The sequence below is a fragment of the Alteromonas sp. LMIT006 genome (assembly GCF_024300645.1).
GTDB classification, from domain to species: domain Bacteria; phylum Pseudomonadota; class Gammaproteobacteria; order Enterobacterales; family Alteromonadaceae; genus Opacimonas; species Opacimonas immobilis.
Window position 1 is genome coordinate 1,962,296 of sequence record NZ_CP101291.1, and the last position, 12,928, is coordinate 1,975,223.

Here is a 12,928-nt window from a genome sequence, read left to right on the forward strand (position 1 = left end):
TTATGGCATTAGAAAGCGCTTTAAAAAACCAACTTATTCATTATTTGTCCATTGTCTATACATCTGAGATGTTAACAAAAGGAGGTTATGCTGACCACGGAATGCTTGCAAATGCGCTCATTGAAGCGTTCCATCTTACACCTGATCAACAAATGAACGCCCCTCAGCCATACCAAAATCATTGGGATGAGAAACGAGCCATACTGATAACGTATGCAGATTCTATTCTTGAAGAAAAGGTTATGCCATTACGAACGTTAGCCAAATTTGTCGACGAGTACTGTCACAACAGCATCAGTGATGTACATCTTTTACCTTTTTATCCATATAGTTCGGATGATGGTTTCTCGGTGATTGATTATACCAGTGTCAATCCTGCCCATGGTAATTGGGATGATATCCAAGCGCTGTCATTACAAAAGAACTTGATGTTCGACCTGGTCATTAATCATTGTTCAGCGCGAAGTCAATGGTTTCTAGAGTTTTGCCAAGGTGTTGGCAAAGGCGCACAAATGTTTTACACCGCTTCGCCTGAAGATGATTTAAGTAAAGTCACTCGACCACGTACAACGCCACTGCTGAAAGAGGTTGCAACACCTACTGGTAAAAAACACGTGTGGTGTACATTTTCTCACGACCAAGTGGATTTTGATTTTACCCAACCTGGCGTTTTACTCGAATTTGCTCAGATTATTCATTTTTATCTAGAGCAAGGGGCCAGTGTGTTCCGATTGGATGCTGTGGCGTTCTTGTGGAAAGAAATTGGCACAACGTGCATTAATCACCCCAACACACACAACATAATCAAAATCTATCGTTTGTTAATTGAGCATGCCAAACCAGACGCCATCATTATCACCGAAACCAATATTCCAAATCGTGAAAATTTAGAATATTTTGGCAATGCTAACGAAGCCCACGCCATTTATAATTTTGCCCTTCCTCCATTAATCTTGCACACTTTGATGTCTGGGGATAGTCAAGCAATTACACAATGGCAAAGGGCAATGCCGCCTGCACAAAATGGGACAACATATTTTAATTTTATTGCTTCACATGACGGTATAGGACTGCGACCTGCAGAAGGATTATTGAGTGATGAGCAACTCATTGCCATGCGCGATACATGCCTTGCGTTAGATGGCAAAATCAACTGGCGAACCCTCCCAGATGGTTCTCAAGCCGCCTATGAATTAAACATAGCTCTCTTTAGTGCCTGTGCTGCGACGCATGAAGGTATGGACAACTTTCAGATTGAACGATTTATTTGTGCCCATGCCATCATGTTAGGATTGGAAGGTATACCTGGAATTTATATACACAGCTTATTGGGTACCCAAAACGATTTGGATAAAGTTGCTAATACAGGACAAAACCGAGGCATAAACCGTCACCGCTGGGATTTTACAATACTGCAAAAATACCTCGACGATGCGTCATCGCATCATCATCAAGTATTTACCCGTCTATCGCAACTGATTCGATTGCGTTCACAGCAAAGTGCGTTTCATCCAAATGCAATACAGTTTACGTTACAACTTGGCACTGCTTGTTTTGGTTTTTGGCGCCAAAGCTTAGATCGACGGCAAAGTATTTTTTGTATTAGTAATGTTACGTCTAAAGCGCAATCGTTGAATATCTCGGATATTAATTTAATTAACACGCAACAATGGCACGATCTGATCAGTCAAAAAGTTATCGATAATGACCAAAAATCCATGACTTTACTGCCTTATCAGACCGTTTGGATCACCAATATCTAGTCAAGACGCTTCAGTAAACTTGAGGTATCCCAACGGCCACCACCGAGTTTTTGGACATCCGCATAAAATTGATCAACCAAGGCAGTAACAGCCAAGGTTGCGCCACATTGATTGCCTGCTGCAAGAGCATAACCAAGATCCTTACGCATCCAATCCACGGCAAAGCCAAAATCATATTGATCAGCGAGCATGGTTTCACCTCGGTTCTGCATTTGCCAAGATTGAGCTGCGCCTTGGGAAATAACCTCTAACACGGCATGACAATCCAATCCGGCCTTTTGGCCAAAATGCAATGACTCAGCCAAGCCTTGAATTAATCCAGCAATGGCTATTTGGTTCATCATTTTTGCCATTTGCCCTGCACCATTACAACCAATGCGTTTAACCAGCTTGCCATAAACACTCAAAATAGGTAGCGCTAGTGCAAAAATCGCCTCATCAGCGCCACACATAATGCTCAACTGGCCGTTTTCGGCACCGGCTTGACCACCAGAAACTGGCGCATCAATAAAAAATAATCCTCTTTCAGCGGCGAGTGAGGAGGCCTGTTTTGCGCATTCTTCGGAGGTCGTCGTATGGTCGACAATAATCGCACCTTGTTTAGCGCCCTCGAGCACGCCGCCTTGTAATGTTGCGATAACGTCTTCATCTCTACCAACACACATACAGATTACATCAGCTTGCGCAACACTTTGCGCCAGTTCTGATGACATTGCACCACCGTAATGTTTTACCCATGCAGTCGCTTTAGAAGTAGTTCGATTATAAACCGTGACGTGATAACCGGCTCGCTGTAAATGCCCCGCCATCGGAAATCCCATAACACCCAAACCAATAAAGGTTACCTTGTTCATCAAATATTTACCTATTCTAAGATTGCAATAATCTATACTAACGTCATATACGTATTATAAGTGATAATAAATGAAAGGATATAACGATGGATAATATTTATAATTTCACCATGCCTCTCGCTTCGGGTGAAACACAAGATTTACGTGAGTATGAAGGACAAGTCTTACTGATTGTCAATACCGCGAGCAAATGTGGCTTTACGCCACAATATAAAGGGTTGCAATTATTACAAGACGAATTTGCTGAGCGTGGCTTTAGTGTGTTGGCATTTCCGTGTAACCAATTCGGAAAACAAGAGCCTGGCAGTGATTCAGACATAGTGGAGTTTTGTGATTTGAACTACCAAACCACGTTTCCTGTGTTTAGTAAGATTGACGTTAATGGCGAGAACGCGGCCCCTATTTATAAGTTCATGAAAAACCACGCCAAGGGTATTTTTGGTAGTGAAGGTATTAAGTGGAACTTCACAAAGTTCCTCGTCGACAAAACAGGAAACGTGGTAAAGCGCTACGCCCCAACAACAAAACCTGAGCAAATCAAAAAAGACATAGAAAAATATTTATCAGTTTAAGTTTTTTGAATAATTAAATGACAATATTTCCCAAAATACAAATACGGTACTTGTGTACCGTATTTTTTTTCTGCTTCTAAAATCTCATCATATTGGCGACGTTGTGCAGAGATGTCTCGCATGTAATCATGTATACAGCGAATGCCGGCATGATGAATAACACGAACGTTATCCAAGGATGTCAGATACTCTATTACAGATTGATAACTCACTGGGTTTTGTGGGTTCAGACGAACGGTTTTGGCTTTGCGCTCAGGTTGCTCAGTATAGGCAAAATTTCCATAAATAAGATTGCCAAAACGATGTGCTTCTGCATTAAAAAAGCTAAGAGATAAGCGACCGCCTTCGTTTAAACACCTTAGCAAGTGAGCAAGGGTAGCAAGTGGATCTTGGGTCCATTCCAAAACCGCATGACAATAAACATAATCAAAATGAGACGAGATTGATTGCAATGAACCCACTCGCCAATCTACCGATCCATGAGTCGTTTTCTTTGCTTGTGCGATCGATTCTTCCGAAATATCAATGGCCGTAATATCAGCATTGGTTTTGACGATTTCCCGAGTCATGTGTCCCAATCCACAGCCAGCATCTAATGCTGTTTTTGAGGAAAGATCCATATCAAGCATCTGATATTGAGCAAGATAGTGACACAAGAGTGCATGGCGTATTTGCCCTTTTGTCGAGCCATAGATGTTATCGGCAAACTTTTGTGTAATACCATCAAATGAATGATCAGTAGACATAATTAGGCCGGATTGTCGATATCAATAAATTGCGCGTCCAAATTGTATTGCGTTTGCAAATACTCAGCCAGTGCCATCACTCCATAACGCTCAGTGGCATGATGACCTGCAGCAATAAAGGCAATATCTTGCTCTCTTGCACTGTGAATTGTTTGCTCAGATACTTCTCCAGTTACAAACAGATCCATACCATTATTGGCCGCCAAATCTATATAGCCTTGACCACCACCAGTACACCAAGCGAGTCGCTGGATCAGTTTATCTTTGGCACCTTCAATTAATAATGAGCGATTAAGTGATGCCGATAAGCGCTCCGCAATGACCTGTAAAGATATGGGTTCGTCTAACTCTGCATACTGTACTACCCCATCAGGAGACGCATTCAAAAAACCTGACACATTGACGCCAAGATGTTTAGCAAGCTGAGCATTATTACCATAGATGGGGTGAACGTCTAAGGGTAAATGATAAGCAATAAGATTGATATCGTTAGAAAATAAGCTCGAGAATCGACGTTTTTTCATGCCGGTGATGACGGGATTTTCATTTTTCCAAAAATACCCATGATGCACAATAATGGTATCAGCACCTTCCTCAACGGCACGGTCAATTAAGGCTTGCGAAGCCGTTACGCCTGTGATTATTTTTTGAACAGAGGCGGACCCTTCAATTTGCAACCCATTGGGACAGTAATCTTTGATTAAACCCACATTTAATAGGGAATTCAGCGCATTGACTAAATCATTCCGTAACATCACTTTACCTGCTATTTATGTCCTAGTTAGACATCAACTATGAAAAATTGTATAAATATTAGAAATTTTAACATTAAATCAAGGTTTCATATACATTATGAGTAAGTTAGATAAAGACGCAGTAATTGCTAAATTTACCGAAGCGTATACAGCAGCACACGGTAAAGCCCCACTAATAGAAGCAAAAGGCGGATGGTACAGTGTTGATGGTGGCAAAAACGTACGTCTTGCTGCCCTTGAGGAAATGGCAAATGAATTAGGTGGTTCGGCAACGCAAACCGAAAATGCTGAAACTACACCGGCCAAAAAACCAGCAGAAAAGAAAGCCCCTGCGAAGAAAAAAGCGACGAAGCCTGCTAAAGGTGGTTTTTCAGTCAAAGACTTTTGGAAAAACCAAGTTCTTGCAAATCTTCCCGGCTCAAAAGCTCCACGCTAGAGAGCTCGGTATGAACGAAGCCAGCGTTTTATAGAATACCGCTGGCTTTTTTGTGTCACTAGCTTATTGGTGTTTGGCTATGCGCAAAAATCCGTTGATAAAGACGCATCAATGTACCCTCAGCTGCAAAGCCAAGTTTTTCGGCAAGCGTTTTCTTTTGTGTATATTTGACCGAATACACGTCTCTTTTTTCGTATAACGCTAACAATACATCGTCCGAGGTGGAAATCTCGTCGACTAAACCAACCTCAAGTGCATCCGTACCATACCAGGTTTCACCAGTTGCTATTTTATCGACGTCAAGCCCTTCGCGGTTTTGCTTAATAAAATTTTTAAACAATACATGAATTTGGTTCAAATCGGCTTTAAACTTATCACGAGCCTCATCGGTATTTTCACCAATCATGGTCAATGTACGTTTATATTCACCTGCTGTGTGAAGTTCAATATCAATGTCATTTTTTTTGAGCACTTTATGAAAGTTTGGTAATTGTGCAACCACTCCAACCGAACCAATTACGGCAAATTTAGCGGAAACGATTTTATGTGCAACACACGCCATCATGTAGCCACCACTGGCCGCAACTTGATCCACGCAGACAGTCAAATACAAGCCTGCGTCGCGTAATCGTTGTAATTGTGACGCCGCCAAACCATAGCTGTGAACATAACCTCCTGGACTTTCCAAGCGCACAATCACTTCATCCACTTTAGGATCTGCAATGATTAAGATAGCCGTGATCTCACGTCGTAAATATTCTACTTCGTTGGCATCTATCGAACCTTTAAAATCTAATACAAACACTTTACCCTCTTCGGGATTCTCCTTAGATTCATCAGATTGATGAGTGTTTTTCTTTTTCTTTTTGTTCTTGAGTTTTTGGGCTTTATCGTACGCTTTTAACTGACTCTCTGGAACAACTGCCCTATTCGCAAACTGTTTAAGTTCATCCAGTGCATCAGAAAGTGAGTAGATATCTAATTGGCCCTTAGTATTATCAGAACCCTTTTGTTTAGTGGCGACTCCCACAACGGTAGTAAGAAGAATAATAATTACAGCCACTATTGTGATAGCTTTTGCCAAGAACAAACCATATTCAAATAAAAATTCCACTAATTGATGCCTATGCCATTAATTTTCCAAATAATAATAACAAAAAAGCGCCCAATTGGACGCTTTTTTTAAACAATATTAGTGGTGATTAAGAGTTAGTTCACTGTAATATCTGTGTTATTTACTGGAATACTCATACCACCGGACAACAAGAAAGTGGCAATTTGAGTTTGGATCTCAGTCGTAACCGCTGCACTAGGCGTCGGATTCAATGATGAGCCATGTGCACCCTCATTAAACAATACATAGCCTTTCAAGTCTTCACCCGTTTGTGAAGAAGACACCTGAGTTGCGCCCATAGCACGCCAGTATGGAATTTGACCATATAACTGGTTAGTGGTAATCGCAGGGATAACGGTATCAGAAGGATTTTCAGGTGTGCCATCACCGACAACAGTGAATCCAACCACTGGGGTATTTGAGCCAATTAGTGCTGCATAATTCATTGGGTCACCTGCATCCAATACGGTTCCCGCAGCAAATACAAACTCATTAAACACACCATCAATAGCGGCTTGTCCAGCTGCTGGGAGAGCAGCATAAAACGTTGCATAAGCCGTAATCAAAGCGGCTTGATCAGCTGGGTTCACTTGATTTTCAACTAAGTAAGCTTGGAATTCTGTTGAAGAACCTGCTGTAAGCAATGCCTTGATCAAAGGAGAAAATGCTTGGGACTCTAATAGGAAATTAGCTACACCACCACCAGGTGATTCTAATGCTGCAGTCTGAATACTGAACAAACCATCTAATGCAGCAAGGCTTCCTCCCATAGACATATTCGCAATGCCTGCAAAATTACCGCCTGTCATTGCGCCTAATGATACGCCCATAACAGATACCGCATTAGAATTAAGATTTACCACACTGCCAGTAGAAGAGTCTATGATCTTGTGTAAGGCAATACGCAGACCTAACAAATCAGCAACAGATTGACGCAGATTGTCACGAGCAACCTTCAAATAAGCAAGATTCATATAATCTGTTGCACTATTTGTAGAGGCATTGATCTCGTCAGTACCATCATTATTGATATCGAAGCCACGAGAATTGTGCAGAGGCTGATCAATCGCTACAGTTGCATATCCAGCCAAAGACAACGAACCAGTAATTGCTAGCATAGCTTCTTTAGTTGACGTAATACCATGATACAAGATTACAACAGGCCAACCAGCTTCTGGCTGTTGTAAGGTCACACCGAGCGCAGCAGCGGTTGCTACATCAGGCACAGTAATTTGTACATCAAGGTTTTCAAAACCACCTAAACGACCTTGCATAGCGGGTACTGGACTAAAGGTGGTAAGATTGCGTTCCGCATCTAATCCCAAGTCACGCAAACCCAATGCTTGACACATGGTATCGTTAGCGCCAGGTGTTAACGCAGCGAGTGCTTCAGTGGGAGCTAAACTTAACGCTAGTCCATTGTCACATGCTGCTGTCATTGAATTAGTTAATGGTGCCATTGGATTGGCTTCCGTGGGCGTTGCTAAGTAATAAGGCAATGCAACCGTACCCGTTAAATGTTTCGCGGCACAAAATGGACCGGCACCACCGGCCAATATCTGAGGCGCCACACCAGAAGCGAGTGCATTTGCTGTACCTAACGTTTGCAATGTTGCTGGGTCAGTAATACCAGATGTAGACACGGTCTCACCACCCGCGGCTGCATTGAGCAAACCTGCACAGGTTTGTAAGGCTGAGAAATCAACTGCACCGGTAATGCCTGCTATTTGAGCAGTGGTGAGACCGGCCCCCTGACCTGCTAATTGAATAGCGCCGGACACGGCATCAGCTGACACTAAGCCTAAAGCTTCCATGGCATTAATCGGAACATCTTGACCAGGATCAGTAGCTATAATTCCTGGTAATGAGTCTGCGGCATTTGGATCGCCACCGCCAAGGCGTCCTGCGTAGGTCGCAACGAGCATCTTTTTCATGGTGTCGGTGACATCCATAACGGATTGAGTATTAAACGCGCCAACATAGGTTAACTCATCACGAGTAAATCCAGCACCAGCTAGTGTATTAACGTAACCATTAATAATCTGTTGTAGACCCAATTGAGATGCAGAGGCTAATGGATGCGTGGTAATGTCTTGTTTCACCAATTCCCAAGTGGTGGAACCTTTCACCGCATACCCATTACTGTCCATCAAATCATCTGTGACTACAATCATGTACCCAGTAAAGGCTTCGAGTGGTCGCAATGGAATAATGGCTACCGTGTCGCCACTGACTAGGCTTAACGTGTAATCGACACCGAACTGAAGCGTCTCTGTTACCGTACAAGAGCCAGGGATCAATGCCGCAGCAAAACATGTGGCTGAGACACCTTCAGGTAGGCCTGGTGAAGTAAATGATGTTTTGACTAAACTGATACCAGCCGATAATGAAGTCGCATCAATTGTTGCGCCAGGTGCCATAATAACTTCCAACAACATAGGTTGGGTCGTTGACCACCCATCTAATGCATTCACAGCAACTAAAGGATCCCCGAAATTGGTCGCATCCGTAACAGGAATATTGAGAGTATAATCTACTGTTGCCCCATCGTCTGGGATCATCAACAAATCATTGGGGATATTTAAATCACCTGCACCTGGATCAAACTTAATTCGGGACGCAGGGGGTTCTACGGGATTGTCTGCACGAAGGTCTTGGATGGTTTCACCACCGCCACAGCCACCTAGAGTAAGAGCCGCTGCAATACTAGTGCTGATTAACAGTTTTTTCATTTTGTCTCCCTAAGAGTATTTTTTTTATTCTTTGGTGCTTGGCATTTTGTTAATTGAGCAAAACAAGTGCTTAGACCAGTTAGAGTTAACCTTAGTCTATTGTCTTTGTCACTAATTTGCAAAGGATTGTTAACGATATGTAACAACTTTTTATGGATGTATCTAAAAAAATCCTTAAATAAAGGAATCTACAGGTTATTTTTACTCCAAAAACCGTATAATAGCGACAAATTCGTAAGAGACTTTTATATGACTGCTCATTTAACCTTCAATGCCCCCAATTGTCTTAAAGATAAAATAATATTAGTTACCGGAGCAGGTGATGGAATCGGCAAAACGGCCGCACTCACTTATGCAGAACTTGGTGCTGAAGTTATCTTGCTAGGGCGTACTGTGGCAAAGTTAGAAAAAACCTATGACGAAATAGTGGCACTTGGTGGGAAACAACCGGGCATCATTCCACTTGATATGAAAGGCGCAACACCCAAAAACTACCAAGATATGGGCCAGATGATCTTGGATCAATATGGGCGCTTAGATGGCTTATTACACAACGCATCCATCCTTGGACATCTCAGTCCATTTACACAAATTACACCCGAAGAGTTTCAAGACGTCATGCAAGTCAATGTGACCGCCCAGTTTAGTATGACGCAAGGTCTTTACCGTGCATTACAGGCAGCAGCCAAGGCAAGTATTGTTTTTACCACCTCTGGTGTTGGTCGTGCAGGTCGCGCTTTTTGGGGGACTTATAGCATTAGTAAATTTGCAACAGAAGGCATGATGCAAGTGTTAGCCGATGAAGTAAAAAACTCATCGATACGCGTAAATTGTATTAATCCTGGGGCTACGCGCACCTCTATGCGTGGCAAAGCCTATCCTGCAGAAGATCCTATGAAACTCAAAACGCCTGAAGACATCATGTCGACTTATGTTTATTTAATGGCAGATATAAGCCAGGATGTAAACGGAAAATCTTTGGATTGCCAACCTAAGTAACAACTCAAGACAGTGCGGTGAACTAGAAACCAAAAAGCGACTTACATTAAGTCGCTTTTTTATCATGTTGCTGATATTTAATCGCCAATCTTTGCCCAAGTATCACGCAATTCAACCGTGCGGTTAAACACCAATGCTTCCGTTTGATTATCTAGAGTAAAATACCCAGTACGTTCAAACTGATAGCCCTCTCCTACTTTTGCATCGGCTAGAGACGGCTCCACAAATCCTTGTTTTACCACAAGTGATTCAGGATTTAGGGAATCGAGGTAATTTTGTTCTGCTGCTGGGTTCGGCACGTTAAATAAACGATCATATAAACGAATTTCGGCCGGAACAGCATGTGTTGCACTCACCCAATGAATGACGCCTTTGGCTTTGCGACCATCTGCTGGATCTTTACCTAGAGTATCCGGGTCATATTGACAGTAAACCGTTGTAATATTGCCATCTGCATCCTTATCACAACGCAATGCTTTCACATAAAACCCATTGCGCAACCGTACTTCTTTGTCTAACACCAGACGCTTAAACTTCTTATTTGCACTTTCGCGAAAATCTTCACGCTCAATATATACCTCACGAGTAAACGGCACTTCTCGTTCCCCCATACTCTCATCCATTGGATGATTGGGCGCTTTTAGCATAATCGTTTCATCTTCTGGAAAGTTTTCAATGACGAGCTTAATCGGGTCAAGAACGGCCATGGCACGAGGCGCATTGACATTCAAATCATCGCGTATACATGCCTCAAGCATACTCATTTCGACTAGGTTATCCATTTTAGTAACGCCAATGCGCAAGCAGAACTCCCGAATGGAGGCCGGTGTATATCCACGGCGACGTAACCCTGCTATGGTTGGCATTCTCGGATCGGACCAGCCGTCCACATGATTGCCATCCACAAGTTCAATGAGTTTGCGTTTAGATAACACGGTGTACTCGAGGTTTAGTCGAGAAAATTCGTATTGACGAGGCGTTGTCTCAATTGAGATATGTTCAATAACCCAGTCATAAAGTCGACGATTATCTTGGAATTCAAGCGTACATAATGAATGAGATATGTTTTCGATCGCATCAGAAATACAATGCGTAAAATCATACATAGGATAAATACACCACTTATCCCCTGTTTGATGATGATGAGCAAACTTTACACGATACAAAACGGGATCACGCATGCACATAAAAGGCGATGCCATATCAATTTTGGCTCGTAAACAACACTCACCTTCTTTAAACTTCCCTTCACGCATTTGTTTAAACAAAGCTAAGTTTTCTTCAGCAGTGGTATCTCGATAAGGACTATTTGTACCAGGTTCTTTAAGTGTACCGCGCATTTCTCGCATTGCTTCTTGCGATGAAAAATCAACGTATGCCAAGCCCTTTTCAATTAATTCCACTGCATAACCATATAGGGCATCAAAATAATTGGACGAATAACGTACGTCACCATCCCAAGAAAAGCCTAACCATTGCACGTCATCTTGGATCGAATTAACGTAATCGATGTCTTCTTTTTCTGGATTAGTATCATCAAATCGCAAATTACAAGTACCGTTGTAATCTTCTGCAATACCAAAATTAAGGCAAATAGACTTTGCATGACCGATGTGTAAGTAACCATTGGGCTCTGGCGGAAAACGCGTCTGGACAGTTTGGTGTACGCCACTTGCAAGGTCTTTATCAATAATTTGACGAATAAAGTTGGTTGGGCGCGTGTCGAGCGGTTCACTCATGCAGATATCCTTGAAAATTAAATATTTTATGATGTTGATTATACCATTGTCAGCCATCAGGCATAGGCTTTTTTAACGTTACAAGATTCAATGCATAAAAATGCATAGAGTCTTGCATTTATGCATTATATCGGCATAATCCAATTTGAACTAAAAAATTAAGAGTTTCTTAAGGAACCAATATGAAAGGTAAAGCTACCTCATTTGATATTGCTCATCGTGCAGGTGTATCACAATCTACCGTTTCGAGAGCCCTTTCAAATTCTCCACTGGTGAATCAAGAAACCAGAGAACGCATCAAAAAAATCGCCCAAGAACTCAATTATAAAGTGGATAAGAATGCGAGCAATTTACGCAAACAACGTTCTAATACCGTTGCCTTATTGTTGTTTGAAGACCCTTCTACAGATGATTCGCAGATAAATCCATTTTTTATTTCTATGCTCGGCTCGATTACCAAAGCTTGCTCGGCTGCAAATTATGATTTGTTAGTTTCGTTTCAAAATCTAGCTGATGATTGGCATGCTGAGTTTGAAGATACGCATAAAGCCGATGGTTTAATTTTGCTGGGCTACGGTGACTATCTCGATTACGAAGCCAAAATCAATCAACTACAAGAGCAGGAAACTCACTTTGTACGCTGGGGGGCGGCTGATCCAAAGTATCCTGGGATATCTGTCGGAAGTAATAACTTTCAAGGGGGGTATATGGTGACTGAGCATCTCATTAGCCAAGGCAGAACTCGCTTTGCCTTTGTTGGCGAAGCGGGCATTCATGCACCAGAGTTTTTAGCTCGTTTTCAAGGTTTTACTCATGCCCTTAGCCAAGCGGATTTGATGGATCAGTTTGTGGGTCAGTTTGATGCTATTTTCACCGTTGAAGCCGGTTTAGAAGCTGCTCTTGAGTTATTTGCTGAAGGCGAATGTCCCGATGCCATTGTTTGTGCGAGTGATCTCATTGCCTTAGGGGTTATTCAAGCCATGCGCCAACAAGGCTTGCGCTGCCCAGAGGATATCGCCGTGACCGGTTTCGATAATATTCCAATTGCCGGATTTGTCGAACCCGCTCTAACGACGGTTCAACAAGATACTAAAGCCGCTGGCATTACCTTAGTTGAACATTTGTTAAAGCATATCAATAACGAAAACACCTCTGATACTCTGATTCCAGCATCCCTGATTATTCGAGACAGTAGCAAACCACTTACCCAAGATTAAA

Annotated in this window: 11 protein-coding genes; 5 read left to right on the forward strand and 6 right to left on the reverse strand. The window is 42.3% G+C overall.

Translation table 11 applies throughout. The annotated features are described in order from the left end of the window. Nucleotides 1-2 precede the first annotated feature (2 nt). Nucleotides 3-1,763: a sugar phosphorylase gene (locus NLG07_RS09140; protein WP_254855156.1), complete on the forward strand. Its 1,761-nt coding sequence runs from the start codon at nt 3-5 to the stop codon at nt 1,761-1,763. Here the strand turns inward: NLG07_RS09140 and NLG07_RS09145 are convergent. After that, entirely contained in the window at nt 1,760-2,620 is an 861-nt protein-coding gene (locus tag NLG07_RS09145) for an NAD(P)-dependent oxidoreductase (RefSeq protein ID WP_254855157.1), read from the reverse strand. The two genes, NLG07_RS09140 and NLG07_RS09145, sit on opposite strands and share 4 nt — an antisense overlap. 83 nt (nt 2,621-2,703) lie before the next feature. Between NLG07_RS09145 and NLG07_RS09150 the strand changes: the two genes are divergently transcribed. Beyond that, nucleotides 2,704-3,189, forward strand: coding sequence for a glutathione peroxidase (locus tag NLG07_RS09150; protein ID WP_254855158.1), 486 nt, complete (start codon nt 2,704-2,706; stop codon nt 3,187-3,189). On the opposite strand, the gene NLG07_RS09155 is transcribed toward NLG07_RS09150, so the two are convergent. Next, nucleotides 3,186-3,935 (reverse strand): methyltransferase domain-containing protein, encoded by a 750-nt coding sequence (locus NLG07_RS09155; RefSeq protein ID WP_254855159.1) that lies wholly within the window; start codon nt 3,933-3,935, stop codon nt 3,186-3,188. The genes NLG07_RS09150 and NLG07_RS09155 overlap by 4 nt on opposite strands. A gap of 2 nt (nt 3,936-3,937) precedes the next feature. Then, nucleotides 3,938-4,690, reverse strand: a complete 753-nt coding sequence (locus NLG07_RS09160; protein ID WP_254855160.1) for a Nif3-like dinuclear metal center hexameric protein — start codon at nt 4,688-4,690, stop codon at nt 3,938-3,940. 97 nt (nt 4,691-4,787) lie between these two features. Here NLG07_RS09160 and NLG07_RS09165 point away from each other — a divergent pair, with 97 nt between their 5' ends. Continuing rightward, nucleotides 4,788-5,126, forward strand: coding sequence for a hypothetical protein (locus NLG07_RS09165; RefSeq protein WP_254855161.1), 339 nt, complete (start codon nt 4,788-4,790; stop codon nt 5,124-5,126). Nucleotides 5,127-5,184: 58 nt separating this feature from the next. Here the strand turns inward: NLG07_RS09165 and sohB are convergent, their stop codons facing one another. Together sohB and NLG07_RS09175 are read right to left on the reverse strand one after the other, a co-directional pair. Further along, complete coding sequence (gene sohB, locus NLG07_RS09170) at nt 5,185-6,240, reverse strand: protease SohB (RefSeq protein WP_254855162.1); 1,056 nt, start codon at nt 6,238-6,240, stop codon at nt 5,185-5,187. Nucleotides 6,241-6,335: 95 nt separating this feature from the next. Next, complete coding sequence (locus tag NLG07_RS09175; protein ID WP_254855163.1) at nt 6,336-8,972, reverse strand: VolA/Pla-1 family phospholipase; 2,637 nt, start codon at nt 8,970-8,972, stop codon at nt 6,336-6,338. Between the two features lie 249 nt (nt 8,973-9,221). Here NLG07_RS09175 and NLG07_RS09180 point away from each other — a divergent pair, with 249 nt between their 5' ends. Continuing rightward, the gene (locus NLG07_RS09180; protein ID WP_254855164.1) at nt 9,222-9,971 is read left to right on the forward strand and encodes a YciK family oxidoreductase; all 750 of its coding nucleotides are present in this window, start codon (nt 9,222-9,224) and stop codon (nt 9,969-9,971) included. Between the two features lie 77 nt (nt 9,972-10,048). Here the strand turns inward: NLG07_RS09180 and glnS are convergent, their stop codons facing one another. Next, entirely contained in the window at nt 10,049-11,710 is a 1,662-nt protein-coding gene (gene glnS, locus NLG07_RS09185) for a glutamine--tRNA ligase (protein ID WP_254855165.1), read from the reverse strand. A gap of 182 nt (nt 11,711-11,892) precedes the next feature. On the opposite strand from glnS, the gene NLG07_RS09190 reads away from it, so the two are divergent. Beyond that, complete coding sequence (locus NLG07_RS09190) at nt 11,893-12,927, forward strand: LacI family DNA-binding transcriptional regulator (protein WP_254855166.1); 1,035 nt, start codon at nt 11,893-11,895, stop codon at nt 12,925-12,927. The last annotated feature ends 1 nt before the right edge of the window (nt 12,928 follow it).